17 protein-coding genes and 2 pseudogenes are annotated in these 20082 nt (G+C 70.2%); 15 read left to right on the plus strand and 4 right to left on the minus strand.

From position 1 onward, the window contains the following. Nucleotides 1–300 precede the first annotated feature (300 nt). The 7 genes from ABD978_RS05185 (at nt 301) to ABD978_RS05215 (ending at nt 6805) form a co-directional block, all read left to right on the plus strand. Nucleotides 301–858 (plus strand): RNA polymerase sigma factor, encoded by a 558-nt coding sequence (locus ABD978_RS05185; RefSeq protein WP_345349106.1) that lies wholly within the window; start codon nt 301–303, stop codon nt 856–858. Then, entirely contained in the window at nt 855–2036 is a 1182-nt protein-coding gene (locus ABD978_RS05190) for a hypothetical protein (RefSeq protein WP_345349109.1), read from the plus strand. The genes ABD978_RS05185 and ABD978_RS05190 overlap by 4 nt, the downstream gene beginning before the upstream one ends. Before the next feature lie 226 nt (nt 2037–2262). Further along, nucleotides 2263–2922, plus strand: a complete 660-nt coding sequence (locus ABD978_RS05195; RefSeq protein WP_345349112.1) for a GntR family transcriptional regulator — start codon at nt 2263–2265, stop codon at nt 2920–2922. Nucleotides 2923–3270: 348 nt separating this feature from the next. Beyond that, on the plus strand, nt 3271–4017 hold the full coding sequence (locus ABD978_RS05200; RefSeq protein ID WP_345349115.1) for a PIG-L deacetylase family protein: 747 nt from the start codon (nt 3271–3273) through the stop codon (nt 4015–4017). After that, nucleotides 4014–4709, plus strand: a complete 696-nt coding sequence (locus tag ABD978_RS05205; RefSeq protein ID WP_345349118.1) for a 4-carboxy-4-hydroxy-2-oxoadipate aldolase/oxaloacetate decarboxylase — start codon at nt 4014–4016, stop codon at nt 4707–4709. Before ABD978_RS05200 ends, ABD978_RS05205 begins: the two co-directional genes overlap by 4 nt. A gap of 64 nt (nt 4710–4773) precedes the next feature. Then, on the plus strand, nt 4774–5868 hold the full coding sequence (locus ABD978_RS05210) for a 4-oxalomesaconate tautomerase (RefSeq protein WP_345349121.1): 1095 nt from the start codon (nt 4774–4776) through the stop codon (nt 5866–5868). Beyond that, entirely contained in the window at nt 5852–6805 is a 954-nt protein-coding gene (locus tag ABD978_RS05215; RefSeq protein WP_345349124.1) for a catechol 2,3-dioxygenase, read from the plus strand. The genes ABD978_RS05210 and ABD978_RS05215 overlap by 17 nt, the downstream gene beginning before the upstream one ends. Nucleotides 6806–6821: 16 nt before the next feature. On the opposite strand, the gene ABD978_RS05220 is transcribed toward ABD978_RS05215, so the two are convergent. After that, the gene (locus tag ABD978_RS05220; protein WP_345349127.1) at nt 6822–8552 is read right to left on the minus strand and encodes an immunity 49 family protein; all 1731 of its coding nucleotides are present in this window, start codon (nt 8550–8552) and stop codon (nt 6822–6824) included. 172 nt (nt 8553–8724) lie between these two features. On the opposite strand from ABD978_RS05220, the gene ABD978_RS05225 reads away from it, so the two are divergent. The 5 genes and pseudogenes from ABD978_RS05225 to ABD978_RS43770 all read left to right on the plus strand — a co-directional run. Beyond that, entirely contained in the window at nt 8725–10035 is a 1311-nt protein-coding gene (locus ABD978_RS05225; protein ID WP_345349130.1) for an ABC transporter substrate-binding protein, read from the plus strand. Nucleotides 10036–10051: 16 nt separating this feature from the next. Next, nucleotides 10052–11047, plus strand: coding sequence for a carbohydrate ABC transporter permease (locus ABD978_RS05230; RefSeq protein WP_345349133.1), 996 nt, complete (start codon nt 10052–10054; stop codon nt 11045–11047). Then, nucleotides 11040–11897, plus strand: coding sequence for a carbohydrate ABC transporter permease (locus ABD978_RS05235; RefSeq protein ID WP_345349136.1), 858 nt, complete (start codon nt 11040–11042; stop codon nt 11895–11897). Before ABD978_RS05230 ends, ABD978_RS05235 begins: the two co-directional genes overlap by 8 nt. Before the next feature lie 44 nt (nt 11898–11941). Further along, nucleotides 11942–13273 (plus strand): GH1 family beta-glucosidase, encoded by a 1332-nt coding sequence (locus tag ABD978_RS05240; protein WP_425550678.1) that lies wholly within the window; start codon nt 11942–11944, stop codon nt 13271–13273. 172 nt (nt 13274–13445) lie between these two features. Further along, a pseudogene (locus tag ABD978_RS43770) lies at nt 13446–13919 on the plus strand (SMI1/KNR4 family protein); the annotation flags it as partial. A 347-nt stretch (nt 13920–14266) separates the two neighbouring features. Here the strand turns inward: ABD978_RS43770 and ABD978_RS05245 are convergent. Next, entirely contained in the window at nt 14267–14431 is a 165-nt protein-coding gene (locus ABD978_RS05245) for a hypothetical protein (RefSeq protein ID WP_345349142.1), read from the minus strand. Between the two features lie 341 nt (nt 14432–14772). Between ABD978_RS05245 and ABD978_RS05250 the strand changes: the two genes are divergently transcribed. Further along, on the plus strand, nt 14773–15390 hold the full coding sequence (locus ABD978_RS05250; RefSeq protein WP_345349145.1) for a hypothetical protein: 618 nt from the start codon (nt 14773–14775) through the stop codon (nt 15388–15390). A 359-nt stretch (nt 15391–15749) separates the two neighbouring features. Here ABD978_RS05250 and ABD978_RS05255 read toward each other — a convergent pair whose 3' ends face one another. Beyond that, nucleotides 15750–16772, minus strand: a complete 1023-nt coding sequence (locus ABD978_RS05255; protein ID WP_345349148.1) for a helix-turn-helix transcriptional regulator — start codon at nt 16770–16772, stop codon at nt 15750–15752. A 169-nt stretch (nt 16773–16941) separates the two neighbouring features. On the opposite strand from ABD978_RS05255, the gene ABD978_RS05260 reads away from it, so the two are divergent. Beyond that, the gene (locus ABD978_RS05260; RefSeq protein WP_345349151.1) at nt 16942–17364 is read left to right on the plus strand and encodes a VOC family protein; all 423 of its coding nucleotides are present in this window, start codon (nt 16942–16944) and stop codon (nt 17362–17364) included. A gap of 106 nt (nt 17365–17470) precedes the next feature. Beyond that, nucleotides 17471–17665: pseudogene (locus ABD978_RS05265) on the plus strand (DNA glycosylase AlkZ-like family protein); the annotation flags it as partial. Between the two features lie 108 nt (nt 17666–17773). On the opposite strand, the gene ABD978_RS05270 reads toward ABD978_RS05265, so the two are convergent. Then, the gene (locus ABD978_RS05270) at nt 17774–19969 is read right to left on the minus strand and encodes a discoidin domain-containing protein (protein ID WP_345349154.1); all 2196 of its coding nucleotides are present in this window, start codon (nt 19967–19969) and stop codon (nt 17774–17776) included. Nucleotides 19970–20082 lie beyond the last annotated feature (113 nt).

Genomic DNA, 20082 nt, shown 5'->3' on the forward strand with positions numbered 1-20082 from the left:
CAGGCGCGCCGGCGTTCCTTCTGTTGCCGGGACGGAGCCGTGCGCGGCGCTTCGACACGGCCGATTGTGACGTACGACACAAGCCGCGCTCGAATCGGTCGTCGTCGCGGCCGACGCTGCGCCGATGAGATCGTCGCAACGCTCTCCCCGGTCGACCGGTTTCCGGTGCGAGACCGGCCGGCGCGCCTCGTACGGACCGCACGGCAGGGCCCATCGCGAAGATCCAGCGAACTGTCGCGTAATCCGGTGACGCCTTCTTCGACTTCTTGACGTTCGTGTCCCGAGAAGAAAGGAGGTGGCGTGGACGAGCAAGAGGCCCGATTCACCCGCCTCTACGAGACGTACTACCGCAACGTCTTCGGCTACGTCGTGCTGCGGGTCCCGCCCCAGGCCGCCGAGGACGTCACCAACGAGGTGTTCACGATCGCGTGGCGGAAGGTCGACGAGATCCCCGAGCGGGCGCTGCCGTGGCTGCTGGCCGTGGCCAGGAACCTCGTCCGCCAGTCCCATGGCGCCGCCGGACACGCGCGCCGCCTGGTCGACCGGCTGGCCGGCCTGACCACGGACGCGGACCTGCACGCCTGGGATGCCGCCGACCACGTCATTGCCCGTGACCAGGCACTGGCGGCCCTGCGCACCCTGTCCCCCAAGGAGGCCGAAGCGGTCACCTTGACCGCCTGGCACGGGCTCGAGCCCGCCGATGCGGCCCGGGTCGCCGGCTGCTCCCGCGCCGCCCTCACCGTCCGGCTGCACCGCGGACGCCGACGGCTGGCCAGGGCACTGGAGGCGTCCCGCGAACCCGGCACGCGCACTTCCGCACCCGTCTCGCACGACCGAGTCATCCCGGAGAAGCTGTGAAGCAGAACGAACTCGACAGCGTGATCAACGCCCTGAAGCCCGCGGTGGTCGACGAACTCGCCAACGCGGCCTATGAACGACGTCCCGACACGTCACTGGTCCGTGCGCGCACCGGCACGGCCCCCGTGGGCCGGGGTCTGGTCCCGGGACGGCGGCCGGTCCGGCGGCTGGCCTTCGCCACCGGCGCGACCGCGGTGGTGACGGCCACGGCGGTGCTGGCCGCGGGCGTGCTGTCCAGAGGCCACGACGGCGGTACGGCGGGGAACGGCACCGCCGGCCGGCAGGAAGCGATCGACACCCGTGCGTTCCTGCTGGCCAGCGCGGAGACGATCGCCAAGCAGCCCGCCGCCCATGGAACGTGCTGGTACAGCCGGACGCGCACGTGGGACGACCACCTGGCGCCCTTCCAAAAGCCCGGACCGGGCGTCAGCCCGGTCCCCCAGGGCAGCCCGAACCCGCAGGTCAAGTCCCCCAGGATTCCCCCGGTCAAGCCCCAGACGTTCCAGGCGCGGGGCGCGAGCAGCGACGAGAGTTGGGCGTGCGCCCTGCCGGGCGAGACCGGCATGCGGTTCCGATCGCGCCTGCCGCTGGACGTCCAGGTCACCTTCCCCACCAAGAGGGACGAGGCGGCCTGGCGGGCGGCGGGTTCACCGCCTCTCAACGTCAACGGCTTCACGACGGCGTCCAAGCCGGTCACGACGACGTACGACAAGGGCTCGCATCTGGTGAACCCCGACATCGGCCGCCACGAGATCGAGTGGAAGACCATCGCGAAGCTGCCGACGACCAAGAGCGGACTGGAGGGCTACCTGCGGAAGTTGTGGCGGGAGGACACCAAGGGCAGGGCCGATTTCGGGAAGTACGTCTTCGTCAGCGCCTCGGAGCTGCTCAGGACTCCGACCATCCCCGGCACGCGCGCGTCGCTCTACCGGATCCTCGCGGACTCCCCGTCCGTCCACGTCACCGGACGGATCAAGGATCGAGAGGGCAGGTCCGGCGTGGCCGTCTCGGCTCAGGTCCTCGACGGCGTGGCCATCCGGCTGACCGTGGACCCGGTGACCGCCCAGCTCCTCGACTACGAGCAGCTTCCCGGCACCGGCAAGAACGGCCCCGGCCAGTACATCGCCTACGAACGCCAGGGCTGGGTGAACAAGATCGGCGCTGTCCCCGCCTCCTGACGAAGGCCTCGCCGGGCACCGCGTCGGCGAGGCCTTCACCAGCGCCGGGTACCACTCGAACCGATCCGCCCGCTCCGCCAACCGCACTCAGTCTCCTCGCGAGCCCCCGCGCGTTGCGGTCGGCGAGCCCGGTGGTTAAATTGTCGACATCTTCTTCGACGATTCGACCATTCCCACGACTAAAGTGACAGGGCGCGTCGCGTACAAGCCCCGCGAGTGAGGGACCATGCCAGCGCAGGAGCAGACCGCGGCCGGCTCGGGGGCCGTCGCGCCAGAAGACGTCACCGCCGCGATCCGCGAGGCGATCGTCCGGGGCGAGTTCGCGCCCAACCAGCGGCTCGTCGAGGCCGACCTGTCCCAGCAGTTCGGCGCGAGCCGCAGCGGCGTGCGCACGGCGCTGTTCGAGTTGGCCAACGAGGGACTCGTCGAGCGCGTTCAGCACCGGGGCGCCCGCGTCCGCGCGGTGACGCTCGAGGAGGCGATCGAGATCTCCGAAGTGCGGATGGTCGTCGAGGGCCTGTGCGCGGCCAAGGCCGCCGAGCGCGTCACCGATGAGGAGATCGCGGAGCTGCGATCGATCGGGGACGCCATGCGCGCCGCGGTTGCCGACGGGCACGTGCTGAAGTACTCCGAGCTCAACCAGTTGCTGCACCGGCGCATCATCGAGATCGGCGGTCAGGCGACGGCCGCCGGCGTCGTGGAGCGGCTGCGCGCGCAGAACGTCCGGCACCAGTTCCGGCTCGCCCTGGTGCCCGGACGGCCGAACGTCTCGCTGGCCGAGCACCTGGCGATCATCGACGAGGTGTGCGCGCACGCCCCCGACGCCGCCGAGCGCGCCGCTCGCCGCCACCTCGCCAGCGTCATCCAGGCACTCAAGGCGATCTGACCCCGGATCCCGCCGGACCGGACGGCGAGGACACCGGCCGCCGGCGGCGCCGGCGCGGGCCGGCGGCCGGATGGTCAGGTACGCAGCCGCCATCATCACCGCGCCGACCACCCCTGCGATCTACCCAGCTCGTCCCCGTTGCCGCGCATCATCGTGCGTCGGGGCCGGCTGTGAGCAGGGCGCAGCCGTCGACCTGCCGGGGCCTGGCGGCTACTGATGCATTGCCGCATAAGTCAGCGACAAGAGATGCAGCAATATTGTTGACAATCTGCTCAGGCGGCGGCCAGCATGGACGGTGGGCGACCATGCAGCCGCCTCGTTCGGGAAGGCCTGTCGAGAAGGGTTCCGATGACCACCGAGACCAAGGAGACCGCCAATCCGCTGCTGGTGATCAGCGCGCACGCCGGGGACTTCGTCTGGCGCGCCGCCGGTGCGATCGCGCTGGCGACCGAGCGCGGTGACCGCGCGAAGGTCGTGTGCCTGAGCTTCGGCGAGCGGGGCGAGTCCGCCCGTGCCTGGCGCGAGGGCAAGAAACTGGAGGAGATCAAGGCGATCCGCCGGTCCGAGGCCGAGGCCGCCGCCACCGAGCTGGGCGCCGAGATCGAGTTCCTGGACGCCGGCGACTACCCACTCCGCGAGACCCCGGAGCTCGTCGACCGGCTCGTCCGCGTCCACCGCGACTTCGAGCCCGCCGTCGTCCTCACCCACACCCTCACCGACCCGTACAACGGCGACCATCCCGCCGCCGCCCGCATGGCCCTGCAGGCACGCGTCCTGGCCCAGGCGATCGGCTACGACGCGCCGGGCGAGCCGCTCGGGGCGCCACCGGTGTTCTTCTTCGAGCCGCACCAGCCGGAGCAGTGCGATTTCAAGCCGGACGTGCTGCTGGACATCACGCCGGTCTTCGAACGCAAGCGCAAGGCGATGGAGTGCCTGCCCGCCCAGCAGCACATGTGGGACTACTACACCGACCTGGCCAAGCGGCGCGGCGTGCAGCTCAAGCGCAACGCGGGGCCCAACCTCGGCCTGGCGCACGACACGATGGCCGAGGCGTACGTCCGGCTGTACCCGCAGACCACGGGAGTGCTGGCATGAGGACTGTGGTCGTCACCGACCCGCCCCGCGCCGACCTCGAGACGGTCGACGCCCTGGCCGGCCATGGCGTCGCGACCGTCCACGAGGCGATGGGCCGGACGGGGTACCTCGGCCCGGGGATCCGCCCCGTGCATCTCGGCTCACGCGTCGGCGGCACCGCCGTGACGGTCCTGTCCTGGCCCGGCGACAACCTGATGATCCATGTCGCGGTCGAGCAGTGCCGTCCCGGCGACATCCTGGTCGTCGCCACCACGTCGCCGTCCACGGACGGAATGTTCGGCGAGCTGTTCGCGACCGCGCTGCAGCACCGGGGCGTCCGCGGTCTCGTGATCAACGCGGGCGTACGGGACGTCGCCGAGCTGCACGCGATGGGCTTCCCGGTGTGGTCGGCGGCCGTCAGCGCGCAGGGAACGGTCAAGGCGACCCCGGGCGCGGTGAACGTCCCCGTGAGCATCGCCGGCCGGCCGATCCACCCCGGCGACGCGATCGTCGCCGACGACGACGGTGTCGTGTGCGTGCCCCGCGAGGACGTCGCGACGGTCCTCGCGGCCGCCGAGGCCCGCGCCGCCAAGGAGGAGGCGACCCGCGAGGCGTTCCGCCGCGGTGAGCTGGGTCTGGACCGCTACGGACTGCGCGACCGGCTCCCCGAGCTCGGCATCGAGTACGTCAAGTACGGCGAGCAGGGACAATGACCGAGCGAAGCGAGGGAATCGACAAGCACAGCCCCCTGGTCACTCCTCCGACGAAGGAGGCCCCATGACCGGTACCGGACTGCGCTGCATGCTGATGCGGGGCGGCACGTCCAAGGGCGCGTACTTCCTCGCCGGGGACCTGCCGGCCGACCCGGTCGAGCGTGCCGACCTGCTGCTGCGCGTCATGGGCACGCCCGACCCGCGCCAGATCGACGGCATCGGCGGCGCCCACCCGCTAACGAGCAAGGTCGCCGTCGTCTCTCCCTCGCGCGACGCCGAGGCCGACGTCGACTACCTGTTCCTGCAGCTCGGCGTCGAGGAGCCGACCGTCTCCGACCTGCAGAACTGCGGCAACCTCCTCGCCGGCGTCGGGCCCTTCGCGGTCGAGCGCGGCCTCCTCACGCCCGGCGACCCGCGGACGAGCGTCCGCATCAGGATGGTGAACTCCGACAGCGTCGCCACGGCGACGTTCCCCACGCCGGGCGGTTCGGTCGAGTACGACGGAGACACCGCCATCTCGGGAGTGCCCGGCACCGCCGCCGCGATCGTGCTCGACTTCGCCGGCACCGAGGGGTCGGCCTGCGGCGCGCTGCTGCCGACCGGCCACGTACGGGACGTGGTCGACGGCGTCGAGGTGACGTGCGTCGACAACGGGATGCCGGTCGTGGTCGTCCGCGCGTCCGACCTCGGCGTCACCGGTGACGAGGGCCCCACCGAGCTGGCCGCCGACGACCTGCTGCGCGACCGGATCCAGTCGCTCCGGCTGCGGGCCGGCAGGCTCATGGGGCTCGGCGACGTCGCGAACACCTCGGTCCCGAAGACCACGCTCGTCGCCGCCCCGCGCGCGGGCGGCGCCATCGCCACGCGCACCTTCATCCCCCTGCGCGTCCACGACTCGATCGGCGTCCTCGGCGCCGTCACCGTGGCCACCGCGCTCCTCGTGGACGGGGCGGTCGGCCACGACCTGGCCGAGCTTCCGGCCCCCGGCTCCCCCATGAGTATCGAGCACCCCACCGGCAGGCTGGACGTCATGGTCGAGCTCGATGGCACCGCCGATCGGCCCGCGGTCCGCCGGTCGAGCATCGTCCGCACGGCCCGCAAACTCTTCGACGGGACCGTCTTTCCCCGCACTGGAGGCACCCATGGCGCCCATGCATGAGATCGCCCACATGGCCCACGTCGAGCTCCTGACGCCCGAGCCCGAGCGGAGCCTGTGGTTCTTCACCGAGGTCATGGGGCTGACCGAGAACGGCTCCGAAGGCGACTCCGTCTACCTGCGGACGTGGGACGACTACGAGCACCACACGCTCAAGCTGACCGCCCACACGACGTCCGGCGTCCGCCGTACCGGGCTCCGCGCGTCGAGCCAGGAGGCCCTCGACCGGCGGGTCAAGGCGATCGAGCAGGCCGGGTACGGCATCGGCTGGCGGGACGGCGACCCCGGTCTCGGCCCGACGTACGTCTTCCGTGACCCCGACGGGCACGAGCTGGAGATCTACTGGGAGAGCGAGTGGTACGAGGCGCCTCCGGAGCTGGCGCCGTCGCTGAAGAACCAGGCGCAGGCGTACCCGGCACGCGGCGTCTGCGTCCGCCGCCTCGACCACGTCAACTTCCTGGCCGCCGAGGTCGAGGGCAGCACCGAGTTCGTCCGGGACGTCCTCGGCGGGCAGCCGACCGAGCAGATCATGCTGGACGGCGGGACCATCGCGGGCCGCTGGCTGACCTTCACGAACAAGTCCTATGACCTCGTGTACACGCGTGACTGGACGGGCAGCAACGGCCGCCTGCACCACATCGCGTTCGCCACCGACACGCGTGAGGACATCCTCCGCGCGGCCGACATCTTCCTCGACAAGGGCGTGTTCATCGAGACGGGGCCGCACAAGCACGCGATCCAGCAGACGTTCTTCCTCTACGTCTACGAGCCGGGCGGCAACCGCGTCGAGCTGTGCAACCCGTGCGCGCGGCTGGTGCTCGCGCCCGACTGGATGACCGTCACCTGGACCGAGGCCGAGCGCGCCAAGGGTCAGGCGTGGGGGCTGAAGACGATCGAGTCCTTCCACACCCACGGCACCCCGCCGGTCGACCTGCCGTAGCCACGGTCCCGCGGGCTCAGGTCGGGAACTCTCCGCACCACGCCCGGGTGACCAGGTGCTTCGGCAGGTACGGCGACGCGGTGTCGACGGGGAACTCCCAGTCCTCGGCGAGACACGCCATCGCGAGGGGGCCCAGGGCCACGCGGCCGCGCGGCTCGTTCCTCCTCGGGCCGTCCCAGTAGCGCTCGTGGTTCGCGAGTGCCTCGGTCAGGGCATCGGCGAAGGCGGCCTTGTCGCCGGTGATGAGCCGGTGGAAGAGGGCGACGGGCTGGTAGTCGACCAGGTCGAGGAAGTCCCTGGGAGTGCGGGTCGCCACGTGCGGGTGGGACGTCTCCATCGTGGCGATCAGCTTGGGCACGATGTCGTCCATGGGCCGGCGCAGCCAGTGGCTCTGCAGGGTGTCGATCCAGTGGAAGACGTAGTCGTCCGCAGCGCCGGCTCGGCGCAGGTCGTCCAGCGGGACCTGGCTCAGCGTCGCCAGCCGGTCGCGCTCCCGGCAGACGAGGGCGAGCCAGCAGGTGTCGAGCCAGGCGCGGGCGTCGGCGTACGGCGCGGGGCCGGTGGCGGGCAGGTTCAGCACACGGTCGCCGACCCGGCACCGCACGGTGCCCTGCCGCCCGAGGGTGGTGGCGAACATCGCCGAGCCGATCTGCATGGCGGTGACCCAGGCCTCCCAGGTCTCCAGCTTCGCGGCATCGGGGTCGGTCGCGCAGCGCGCGTGGGCAAGGTTCAGGGCCGCCGCGAACGCCTCACCGAACCCGCCCGGATTCTGCTCCAGCCGCCCAGTGAGCTCGCCCACCGCACGCGCCAGGTCCTCGACCGCGGCCGTCGAGCTTGCCGCGGAGGTCTCCTGCTCCCCGCGCAGCCTCTTCATCAGGTCCAGCAGTTCCTGCGGTGGCCGCACGGACGCGGAGCGGCTCTGGTGGTCGAAGACCGTGAGGCAGACCAGGCGTCCCCGATGCCACCAGTACAGGAGCGGGTTGAGCGAACCGGGCCCGTCCTCGTACGCGCGGAAGGCGTAGCCGCCCAGGTCGTTGACCGCGTCCACCACGGTGCCGTCGACGATCGGATGGAACGCCAGCAGGTGCCTGGTCGGAACGACCACGAGCGCTCCGGCCTCCGGCAGCTCCCGGCCGGTGACGGTCCGGGCCAGTTCGGGCAGTACGAGCGCCTTGCTCGCGACGAAATGGGAGTCGCCGCTGACCGAGTGCAGCAGCGCGCCCGAGGGCCCGCGCACCTCTTCGTGCTTCACCGGCTCCTTCAGGAGGTTCGCGCGGCCCGCCGCCCACAGCTCGTCGAGGCCGGCACGGGCCACGTCGACATCGGTCAGCATCCGTACGGAGGTGGGCGTGTCCAGAGCCAGGACGGCGAGCAGGTCCTCGGCCACCGGCCGGGCATAGCGGAACTGGTCGGCGGCGGGTCCGGCGAAGGCGTCGCCGGATACCAGCCGCAGACACGTCCGCGGCAGCAGTTCCGCTCGCTCCTCGCCGCCCTGTGAGGCGCCCTCCAGCCGGGTGAAGTGCTCGGCGACCAGCTCCGGCCAGTGTTCCTCCGGAACGGTGCGACACCGCTGCGCCAGGTTCGTCAGCGGGTTGAGGTGCCCGTCATGCACGACGGCCCCTCCCTCGACCACGGGACGCACACCCCACCGGGTGAGGAAGTGGTCGGCCACCAGCCCGCGCAGGCGTTCGGCCTGGGGCACGGTGAGCATGGGCAAATGGGCATCGGGCGTGTGCTTCTGGATCACCCGCCAACCCTATGAGGTCGCCTACTGCGCTGTTTCCGAGGTTCGCGAGTGCCGAACCGGACGGCCGCGCGTATGCGCATTCGTGACAATCGCTCGATCGCCGCACCCTTGACATGCTTATCTCAGCTCTTAAATCATGTCGTGAAATTAGCCACATGTGAGGAAGTGGACTATGAGCGTGCGGGCCCGTACCGCCATTGGCGCCGTCGTCGGCGCGACCGTCCTCGCCGTTCTTCCCGGTTGCGGGGGCGGGACCTCGACCGACTCCGGTGGCAACAGCCATCCGAAGACCCTCACCTACTGGGCGAGCAACCAGGGCGCCAGCCTGGAGGACGACAAGGCCAAGCTCACCCCCGAGCTGCAGGCGTTCGAGAAACAGACCGGGATCAAGGTGAAGCTCGAGGTCGTCCCGTGGTCCGACCTGCTCAACCGCATCCTCGCCGCCACCACCTCCGGGCAGGGCCCCGACGTGATGAACATCGGCAACACCTGGTCGGCCTCGCTACAGGCGACCGGCGCCCTCCTGCCCTTCGACGACAAGAACTTCGCCAAGATCGGCGGTAAGGGCCGTTTCCAGGAGTCGGCGCTCGGCTCGACCGGCACGGCCGGCAAGCCGCCGACGGCGGTCCCGCTCTACTCCCTCGCCTACGCGCTCTACTACAACAAGAAGCTCTTCGGCGACGCCGGGATCAGCAAGCCGCCGGCCACCTGGAACGAGCTCGTCCAGGACGGCAAGAAGCTGACCACCGGCGGCCACACCGGCCTGGCCATCGAGGGTGCCAGCATCCCGGAGAACACGCACCACGCCTACATCTTCGCCAAGCAGCACGGCGGTGACTTCTTCGACGCGCAGGGCAACCCGACGTTCACCGCGCCGGGGGTCGCGGAGGGCGTCAAGCAGTACGTCGACTTCGTGGCCGGTGACAAGATCGCCTCGCCGAGCGACGCGGAGTACGCCCAGAACGAGTCCGTCCGCGACTTCGCCTCCGGCAAGGCCGGGATGATCCTGTGGCAGGCCGGCGGCAAGAACTTCCAGAGCCACGGCATGAAGCCCGACGACTACGGCGTCGCGCCGGTTCCCGTGCAGTCCGGTGCGCCCGGACAGGGGCAGAACGTCAACTCCATGGTCGCCGGGATCAACATCGCCGTCTTCAAGAACACCGGCAACCTCGACGGCGCGCTCAAGTTCGTGCAGTTCATGACCAGTGACGCCGAGCAGAAGAAGCTCAACTCCGAGTACGGCTCGATCCCCTCGGTCAAGACCGCCGCGCAGGACCCGGCGTTCGCCACCCCGGAGCAGAACATCCTGCGCACCACCATCGCCACCAGCGCGACGCCGCTGCCGCAGGTGCCCAAGGAGTCGCAGTTCGAGCAGGTCATCGGCGGAGCGCTGAAGGACCTGCTGGCGGACGCGGCGGCCGGACACCCGGTGACGCTGGAGTCGGTGCGCAGCCGGCTCGCCAAGGCCCAGCAGCAGATGTAGCGCGGGTCCGCCACTGATGACAACGACCGCGCATCGTCAGGCGCCCCCCGGAGCCGGGGAGACCGGCCCGGGGGCGCCGCGCCGGCGCCCGTTCCGCCTGCCCGACCGGGTGCGGCGCGGAGGCCTGCCGTACCTCCTCCTGCTGCCCGCGATCCTCCTCGAGCTCATCGTCCACATCATCCCGATGGTGCTGGGCCTCGCGATGAGCTTCAAGGAGCTCACCCAGTTCTTCATCCGCGAATGGTGGAAGGCCCCCTGGACCGGGTGGGACAACTACCGGGTCGTGGTGAAGGTGAACGGGCCGATCGGGCACGCCCTGCTGAACTCCTTCCTCGTCACCTGCGCCTTCACCGTGCTCGCGGTCGGCCTGTCCTGGCTGCTCGGCACGGCGGCGGCCATCCTCATGCAGGACGAGTTCCGTGGCCGGGGGGTGCTGCGGGCGCTGTTCCTCACCCCGTACGCCCTGCCGCTGTACGCCTCGGTGATCGTCTGGGCCTTCATGTTCCAGCACGACAACGGCATCGTGAACCACGTCCTGCACGACCAGCTGCACCTCACCGGCAAGCCGACCTTCTGGCTGCTGGGCGACAACAGCTTCGTCTCGCTCGTCGTCGTCTCCGTCTGGCGCAACTGGCCGTTCGCCTTCCTCGTCGTCGTCGCCGGCCTGCAGAACATCCCGCGCGAGCTGTACGAGGCGTCCGCGATCGACGGCGCGGGGATCTGGCAGCAGATCCGCCGGGTCACGATGCCGTCCCTGCGCTCGGTCAACCAGGTCCTCGTCCTGGTCCTGTTCCTGTGGACGTTCAACGACTTCTCCACGCCGTACGTGCTGTTCGGCCAGGCCCCGCCGGCGGGCGGGGACCTGGTCTCGCTGCACATCTACCAGTCCTCGTTCATCACCTGGAACTTCGGCGAGGGATCGGCGATGTCGGTGCTCATGCTCCTGTTCCTCGGCCTGGTCACGGCCGTCTACCTGCTGGTCACGTCACGAAGGAGGGGTGCCCGTGCCTAGCCGATCGCCGATGGCGCCGCCGCGCTCCTTCGTGTGGACCCGGCGTGTCGTCCTGACCCTGCTCACGGTGTTCTCGGCACTGCCGGTGTACGTCATGCTGAGCAGCTCGCTCAAGCCGCTGCAGGACGTCGCGGGGACGTTCCGCTGGATCCCGGAGCGGATCACCATCCGCCCGTACATCGACATGTGGCGGACCGTTCCACTCGCCCACTACTTCGCCAACTCGATCATCGTCTCCGTCGGCGCGACGGCCTGCTCGGTGGTCGTGGCGATCTTCGCGGCGTACGCGGTCAGCCGTTACCGGTTCAAGGGCCGCCGGCTGTTCACCGTCACGGTGCTGTCCACCCAGATGTTCCCCGGCATCCTGTTCCTCCTGCCGCTGTTCCTCATCTACGTCGGCGTCGGCAACGCCACCGGCATCGCGCTGAGCGGCTCGCGCGGCGGCCTGATCCTCACCTTCCTCACCTTCTCGCTGCCCTTCTCGATCTGGATGCTGGTCGGCTACTTCGACTCCATCCCGGAAGGGCTGGACGAGGCGGCGATGGTGGACGGCTGCGGGCCGCTCGGCGCGCTCTTCCGCGTCGTCATCCCCGCCTCGCTTCCGGGCATCGTCGCGGTGGCGATCTACGCCTTCATGACGGCCTGGAGCGAGGTCCTGTTCGCCTCCGTGATGACCAACGACGCGACCCGCACGCTGGCCGTGGGACTGCGCGCCTACTCGACCGAGACCGACGTGTACTGGAACCAGGTGATGGCCGCCTCGCTGGTCGTCAGCGTGCCCGTGGTCGCCGGGTTCCTCCTCCTGCAGCGTTACCTCGTCGCCGGTCTCACCGCCGGAGCCGTCAAGTGAACGCCGCCATCAGTACAGAAAGGCACTCCGTGGATCACCTCAGCCTGCTCCCCGTGGACTTCGCATGGGGCGTGGCGACCTCCTCCTACCAGATCGAAGGCGCGGTCGACGAGGACGGCCGGTCCCCGTCGATCTGGGACACCTTCAGCCACACCCCGGGGAAGGTGGACGGCGGTGACCACGGCGATGTGGCGTGCGACCACTACCACCGCTGGCCCGAGGACATCGAGCTCATGAAGCGGCTCGGCCTGACCGCCTACCGGTTCTCGATCGCCTGGCCCCGTGTCTTCCCCGGCGGGACCGGTCCCGTGAACGCCCCGGGACTGGCCTTCTACGACCGTCTCGTCGACGCCCTGCTCGAGGCGGGCATCACACCGTTCCCCACGCTCTACCACTGGGACCTGCCGCAGGTGCTCCAGGACGCCGGTGGCTGGGCCAACCGCGACACCGCCCGGCACTTCGCCGACTATGCCGCCTGCGTCGCCGAAGGACTCGGCGACCGCGTCAAGGGCTGGGCCACCATGAACGAGCCGATGTGCGCCGCCTGGATCGGCCATCTCGAAGGCCGGCACGCGCCCGGCCTCACCGACGTGAAGGCGGCCGTGCCCGCGTCGTACCACATGCTGCTCGGCCACGGTCTGGCGGCGCAGGCCCTGCGGGCCACCGTGCCCGACGTCCAGGTCGGCATCGTGAACCTGCTGAACCCGGTGGAGCCCGCGAGCGGGTCGGCCGCCGACGCCGCCGCGGCGGAACGCTTCGACGGGCACACCAACCGCTGGTGGCTCGACCCGGTCTTCGGGCGCGGCTTCCCCGCCGACATGCTCGAGGTGTACGGCGTCGACCTCCCCGAACAGCCCGGTGACCTGGAGACCATCGGCGCGCCGCTGGACTGGCTGGGCGTCAACTACTATCGGCCGGCCGTCGTCGCCGACGACCCGGACGGCGCCCCGCCGTACGTCCGGGAGACCACGCCGACCGGCCGCCCGCTCACCGGGATGGACTGGGTGATCGAGCCGGAGGGGCTTGACGACATCCTGACCCGTGTCGCCGAGGAGTACCGGCCGCCCCGGATGTACGTCACCGAGAACGGCTCGGCGTGGACGGACACGGTCGAGGGCGGGCGGGTGCACGACTCCGACCGCGCGGGCTACTTGGAGGGGCACCTCGCGGCGTGCGCGTCGGCGATCCGGCGCGGGGCACCGCTGGCCGGGTACTTCGCCTGGTCGCTGATGGACAACTTCGAATGGGCGGCCGGCTACGCCCCCCGCTTCGGCCTGGTCCACGTCGACTTCGCCACGCAGCGGCGCACCGTCAAGGACAGCGGCCTCCGCTACGCCGAACTGATCCGCGACCACCGGCAGCGGACCGGCGCCTGACCCCGTCGGGCCCTTCCGGGCCCGCCCGCAGACCGCGGCCCTCGCCGGTGTCCGTCTCCCGGCGAGGGCCGCGCCATTCCACGTGTCGCGCGACGAATTCGTGTGCATCCTCGTGGGCGCCGTCAAAGCGCCGTCGACAGCTTTGTCGGAGCTGCCCGCCATAGTGCCTCCCATGGACTGGAGACCATGGTTGACCCGGTGGAGCGAGGAGTGGATCGGCTGCACCGATCCCGGCGAGTTGGATCCGGAAGTGATCCGCGACGGCTGGCTCGGGTTCGCGCCGGCGAGCCCCGAGGCCGTCGCGGCCGCCGAGGAACGGCTCGAGACGGATCTGCCTCCCTCCTACCGGGAGTTCCTTCTCACTACCGATGGCTGGCGCGACGCCGGATGCTTCGTGTGGCGTATGAGCGACACCTCCACTCTGGGCTGGGTGCGCGACCTTGAGCCGTTCTGGCAGGACTGGGAGGAACCCGACGACGAAGAGAGCGATGCGGAGGGTGGTCCGATCAGCCGAGGGCTGCTGATCTCCCAGGAGACCGACGCGGGCATCTTGTTCCTCGATCCCGGCGACGTGGATGAGAGCGGAGAATGGGCCGCCTACAGCCTGTTCTCCTGGCGCGCCGAGCCGCCCACCCGCTTCCCGTCGTTCATCGCGCTCATGGAGAGCCTGTACGCCGAGTTCCATGAGATGCGCCGGCCCGAGGGAGCGACCCGCGACTCTTGGGAGGCCCAAGTCGAAGAGGCGCGCCGCCACGCCCTCGCCGGCGACATCGACGCCGCCGAACCCGTCCTGGCCAAGGCCGAGGACTTCGGCCTGAGCCGCGCCACCGTCCTGCGCGCCCAGATCCTTCTCCTTCTCGGACGCACCTACGAGGCCGAGCAGCTCCTGGGACGACTACTGCATCCCTCGTTCACCCCGGACGGGTTCTTCGCCGACCCGCTGTTCGCCGAGGAGTCCTTCCGCTGCTGTTCGCCGAGCACGCCAGAACCTCCTCACCGGCCCACAATTCGATCCTGCAGTCCGCGCTCATCGGGGATCCCCCCGAACTGCAGCTCATCATCGCCGAGCACCAGGCGCGGCTCCGGCGCGGTGCGGCCCGCACGACCTACGGCAACCCCGAATTCGACGACCTCGTCCACGCGGCCCTGGAGCGGCACACGACCGACTCTGACGCACTGTGGCGGGCCGTCGGCGATGCGCTACCCCACTGGCGACCCAGATCCACCGACCACATCGCCCCGGTCGCCTTGCTCACCGCCCCCGTCCTGGCCGACACGCTCACTCCCGAACGCGGCCGCGCCCTGCTGTCCCAGCCGCGGGGTGACCACCGATGACGCCTTCCCCAGTCGGGACGACGTCGCCATGGGTGGAGACGCTGGGAGTGCCCTGGCCGAAGTAGGAATCTCCGTCGCCCCGCGGGATCGCGCCGAAACTCGGCCACGAAACGCTCGGTCCGAGTTACGTTCGGTGCGTGGGGTGGGCAACCAGGTTCAGAACGTTGGCGGCGTTGGCCGTGGGGCCGGCACTGATCGCGGGGGCCGTGGCGCTGGGCGCCCGGCCCTTCGCCGACTTCGAGGCGTTCGAGCGGGCGCCGCTCTGCGCGGCGCCGCCATCGGCCGACGCGGGTCACTGCGTCACGCGGCTTTCGATGACCGTCATCAAGCAGTCCACGTACACGACCGAGGACCCGGATCCACCAGACCCGCCGCAGTTGCCGCCACAGCCGCCCCCGATGGGACCCTTCCGGATGGTTCCCCCGACCGTGGCGAAGCTGCGGGTCGTCGCCGCCTCGCGGACCACCCACTACAAGATCACCGTGCGCACCGCGGACGGGCGGTACCACGAGTTTGAGGTCGAGCACGACTTCTACAAGGTGGCCAAGGCCGGCACCACCGGCACCGCCGATATCTGGCACGGCCGGGTGGTACGGCTGCGGATCGGCACGCACATCGACGATGAGTGGCCGGACTGGAAACTGGGCATCCCAGTCTTCATCGTGCTGGCGGGGATCGTCGTTTTCGTCGTCGTGGTGATCCGCCTCATCAAGCGCCGCGTCCGTGAGCGGAGGCGCAAGCGCCGCCTCTCCGGCATTCAGCGTTACCCATGGCCATCCTGAAGGCCCGCCGCGTAGGCCGGCACCGCGGTGACCTCACCGTCGCCGTGGTCTCGTTGCCGTCGCCGTGGACGGATCGATGGCCGGTTTGCCGGGTCTGCTACGTCGCTATCGACGTCACAGTGACTGATCGGTCCGGCGAGACCACCCTGCGGCTCGGGCAGGACGGGTTTCAAGGTCGATGACCCGACTGCTGCTGGCGCAATGCTCGGTGAAGGCCGCGCTGCCGGGTGGTTCGTCCCGATAAGGAGGCTCGCTCCCCCGGTTTCACCGAGCGCTGCGCCCGTCTCGACGCCGATTCCGTAAGGCCCGTCGACACGGCCGCCGTCGGAAGCGTGGGCGTGACGCGCCGAGGACCCAGATCAAGTCTCCAACGAACCCGAGGCGTCGGTGTCCGGTGCCTCGGGCGGGCGGGTGATGCGTGCGGCGGCGGCGTAGCGCGCGGCGAGGCGCGCGAACGCGGCGGTCAGCTGCGGCGGGCCGATGACCTCGATGTCGGTGTCGAAGCGGCCGATCGCGGCGGCCAGACCGGTCCATGACCAGGAGCCGAGGGTCAGCCGGCAGCGGTCCGGGCCGACTTCTTCGACGATTCCGTCCCGGGCGAAGGGGGCTATGGCGGTGGCCGGAAGGTTCAGGACGACCTCGCCGTGGCAGGGCCAGTCGGTGGTGGTGCCGTCGGTACCCCGAAAACGGCCGGTGATGAAGGCGGATACGCCGCCTCCGGGGAGCTCGCGCGGGGTGAAGCGCGGGCCGGTGGGTGTGCGCGGGCGGATGCGGTCGACGCGGAAGGTGCGCCAGTCGTCGCGGTCGAGGTCCCAGGCGATGAGGTACCAGCGGCCTCGCCAGGTGACCAGGTGGTGGGGCTCCGTTCTGCGGGGTCGTTCAGCGGGGGCAGGGTGGTCTTGGTCATAGTCGAAACGAAGCTCCGCATGGGCGTGGATGGCGTTGCTCAGGTCCATGAGGATCTGCGGGTCGCCTGGTGAGGTGTCGTCATTCTCGGATGGCTGGACGGCGGTGATCCGGAGCATGTCGACACGCTGGCGCAGACGGGATGGCAGGACCTGGCGGACGGTGGACAGGGCCCGTGTGGCGTCTTCGCCGATCGTGGTGTCGGTGGCCGCGACCTGGAGCGCGACGGCCAAGGCGACGGCTTGGCCGTCGTCGAACAGCAGTGGGGGCAACTGCGAGCCGGCCTCCAGGCGATAACCGCCGGAGGGCCCTTTGAAAGCCGTGATCGGATATCCGAGCTCCCGTAGCCGGTCCACGTCACGGCGCACCGTGCGCGAGGTGACGTCGAGCCGCTCGGCGAGGTCGTCACCGGACCAGTCACGGTGCGTCTGAAGCAGCGAGAGCAACGCGAGCAGCCGCGACGAGGTTTTCTGCATGGTCCCATTCTGCGCGGAGTACAGGACACAACCTGTCCGCTACCCATGGAATGGTGGCTACCAGAGTCGCCGAGGGGGCGTTGCCCCTGGCCACGGGGTTGCAGCGCCCGCGGGCCCCGTCGTGGCAGCGGCGCACCTCCGTCGAACCGAAGGCAAAAGGAGCGAGGACATGTCCGTCACCACCACCACCCATCTGAACTTCCGGGGCAGCGCGCGTGAGGCGCTCGACTTCTACCAGTCCGTGTTCGGCGGCCGCACCGTCGCCGTCACGTACAAGGACGCCGGCGCTGTGCGGAACGAGAACGAGGCGGACTGGGTGATGTGGGGCGAGGCCGTCGGCGACAACGGTTTCCATGTCATGGCCTACGACGTGCCCTCCCAGCTGCCCTGGAGCCAGGGTGACGACCCGTTCTTCGTCTCCGTACGCGGCGATGACGCCGACGAGATCAGCGCCTTGTGGCAGAAGCTGGCGGAGGGCTCGACGGTGGTGCGGCCCTTGGAGGCGGCGCAGTGGGCGCCGCTGTACGGCATGCTCACCGACCGCTTCGGCGTGACCTGGGTCCTCGACGTCGCCGCTCCGTACAACGGCTGAGCCGGCCCGGCCGAGCACAGAAGATCTCCCCGGACCGCCGCACCCCTGCGGCGGTCCGGGGAGAGCGAACCGGAAGGAGACGGGTCACCGTGCGAATGCGACAGCCCGACGCGCCGTGCTCGTCGACGGACGCGTCGCCGCCACCTGGACCGCGCGCGACCAGCGGCTCCGCGTGACGCCGCTGCGGCCCCTTGCCATCCCGGAACGGGAGGCCATCGAGGAAGAGGCCCACGACCTCGCCACCTTCCTGGACGAGGGCATCGAACACGTGGAGATCACCGCCGCTCACGCCGACCGCTGAGCACGTGCATCGGCCGACGGCCGCCGCGCTCGCGGGCCGGGGGCGCGAACGTGGAAGGGCCCGCGCGGCGGGGTGCCGCGCGGGCCCGGGGTGGTAGGGGTCAGGGGGTCACGGGTAGCTGACCACGTCGACCGGGGTGGTGGCGGTGCCCTGGGCGGCACCGCCGGTGTCGTTGATGACGTGGTCGATCGTGCCGTTGCCGCCGAGGGACACCGTCAGCAGGTCGTGGAACTTCACGCCGGAGGCGTTCGGCGCCTCGAAGGCGTGCGCCGCGTGGATCGAGGGATCGACGTTGAAGTAGCAGTAACTGCCGAGGCCCCACCCTTCGTGCGTCGTGACGTTCGCCCCCACCTTGTAGGCGGCGTAGCCGTTGGTGGAGCCGTTCATCCAGGCGGCCTGGTTCGGCGGGTCGTACGGCATCTCGTTCTGGAAGAAGTACGTACGGCCGCGCTCGCCGTTCCAGACGACCTCGTACTTCTGGTAGTGCTCGACGAACAGGCCGTACGCCGTCACGTCGTTGCCGTTGACGATCAGGCCGGTGTCGGCGGTGTTGCTCGTCCAGCCGACGCCGGAACCGTGGTCGGCACGCCAGGCCCAGATGTGGTCGATGATCGCGTTGTTGCTGTTGACGACCAGGCTGTTGGTGGCCTTGCCGACGCCGGCGCCGCCGATCCGGAAGAACACGTCCTGGATCGAGGTCGGGTCGGCGGAGTGGTCGGCCGTGGATCCGCTCGGCCCGACCTGGAGCAGGTTCGGCGAGTTGGTAGAGCCGGCGTCGAACAGCAGCCCGGCGATCTTCACGCCGTTCACGTCGGCGACGGACATCGGCGTGACGCCGTTCTGGGGTACAAGCGTGGCGTAGCCGAGGCCGAGGACGACCGTGTCGGCGCGGGTCACGTTGAGCGTCTGGTCGATCTTGTAGACGCCCGGTGTGAACAGCAGGTTGAGGCCCTGGGCCAGCGCCTGGTTCAGCGTCGCCGCGCTGTCGGACGGCTTGGCGACGTAGAACTGGCTCAGCGGGATGGACGAGCCGGGCGTGCTCCCGCCGCTCCAGGTCGTGCCCTGGGTGTTCTGCCGCAGCGCCGGCACGAACACCCGGTACGCGCCGGAGGAGTCGACGTACAGGAACGGTTTCTCCCGCGTCACGGGCGCGTTGGCCACGGTCGTGTACGGCGGGTTCGGGAAGCTCTGCGCCGGTGCGCCCGCCACGCCGGTGAACACCATGTTCCACACGCCGTTCAGCCAGCCGCCGATCTGGCTGTTGCGGGTGAACCACTGCTGCTGGGAGTACGGCTGCACCTGGCCGTCGACCTTGCTGTCGGCGATGTAGCCGCCGCTGGCCCAGCCGTAACCCGTGGGCGCGAGGTTCAGGTCGCCCTTGATGTGCATGCGGCGGAACGGCGCGGCCTGGGACACCGCCCAGCGGTCGGAGCCGCCGGAGGGCTGCACCGCCATGTTCTCCGCGGAACGCCAGAAGTTCTGGGTGGCGTTCCCGTTCATCCAGCCGGCATCGACGTTGACCGAGCCGTTGATGGTGACGTCGTCGGGGTTCGCGCCGAGCCCGGCGATGGAGGTGTAGAAGCCGATGTTCGCGTTGACGTTGTAGCTGCCCGGCTTGAACAGCAGCGCGTACCGCTCGCTGCCGAACTGGTTGCTCTCCTGCTGCTGGAAGACGGTGTCCAGCCGGCTCTGGATGGTGGCGGAGGACATCGACGGGTCGAAGACGTACACGTTGGGCCCGAGGTCGCCGCCGCCGGGGAGCGTGCCGCCTCCCCCGCTCGCGGTGTGGACGACGAACTCCCACAGCGAGTAGCCGTAACCGGTGGTGCGAGCGGTGCCGTACATGCGAACGTAGCGGCCGGTGCCGCTGACGTTCAGCGTCTCGGTGCCGCCCTGACCGGTCGTGGTGGAGTAGATGGTGGTCCAGGTGTTCCCGTCGGACGAGGTCTGGATCTGGTACGCCTTGCCGGCGGCGGTCTCCCACTGCAGCACCACCTGGCAGACGGACTGCGAGGAGCCGAGGTCGACCTGGAGCCACTGCGGGTCGCTGAAGGCACTGGACCAGCGGGTGCCGCCGTTGCCGTCGACCGCGTTCGAGGCGGGGGTGCCGGAGTTCTCGGTCGACGACGCGGTGGCGGGCCGGCCCTGGGCCGCGTTCGCGGTGCCGCAGGTGGCGGCGCCGGATGCCGGGGCGAGGGTGACGAAGAGGCCGGTGAGCAGGGCGATGACCGCGGCGATCGCCACCGGCAGGTGGCGTTGGGGCCGCGGTCTGGTACGGGTACCTGGGACGAAGGCGGGTCTCATGAGCTTCTCCCGGTTTCGGGGGCGGGGAGGAGACGACGCGTGCGGCGCCTTCGGTGCACGCGTCGCGGCGGGGCCCGTTGATACAGGGCTTAATTAATGACGTGATTTAACCT

The organism is Actinoallomurus liliacearum (assembly GCF_039542035.1).
GTDB lineage: Bacteria > Actinomycetota > Actinomycetes > Streptosporangiales > Streptosporangiaceae > Actinoallomurus > Actinoallomurus liliacearum.

Bases quoted from the DNA above. Each gene is read 5' to 3' on its own strand.
- ABD978_RS05195 (WP_345349112.1), top strand. From the start codon at position 2,263: ATGCCAGCGCAGGAGCAGACCGCGGCCGGCTCGGGGGCCGTCGCGCCA.
- ABD978_RS05200 (WP_345349115.1), top strand. From the start codon at position 3,271: ATGACCACCGAGACCAAGGAGACCGCCAATCCGCTGCTGGTGATCAGC.
- ABD978_RS05205 (WP_345349118.1), top strand. From the start codon at position 4,014: ATGAGGACTGTGGTCGTCACCGACCCGCCCCGCGCCGACCTCGAGACG.
- ABD978_RS05210 (WP_345349121.1), top strand. From the start codon at position 4,774: ATGACCGGTACCGGACTGCGCTGCATGCTGATGCGGGGCGGCACGTCC.
- ABD978_RS05215 (WP_345349124.1), top strand. From the start codon at position 5,852: ATGGCGCCCATGCATGAGATCGCCCACATGGCCCACGTCGAGCTCCTG.
- ABD978_RS05225 (WP_345349130.1), top strand. From the start codon at position 8,725: ATGAGCGTGCGGGCCCGTACCGCCATTGGCGCCGTCGTCGGCGCGACC.
- ABD978_RS05230 (WP_345349133.1), top strand. From the start codon at position 10,052: ATGACAACGACCGCGCATCGTCAGGCGCCCCCCGGAGCCGGGGAGACC.
- ABD978_RS05255 (WP_345349148.1), bottom strand. From the start codon at position 16,772: ATGCAGAAAACCTCGTCGCGGCTGCTCGCGTTGCTCTCGCTGCTTCAG.
- ABD978_RS05260 (WP_345349151.1), top strand. From the start codon at position 16,942: ATGTCCGTCACCACCACCACCCATCTGAACTTCCGGGGCAGCGCGCGT.
- ABD978_RS05270 (WP_345349154.1), bottom strand. From the start codon at position 19,969: ATGAGACCCGCCTTCGTCCCAGGTACCCGTACCAGACCGCGGCCCCAA.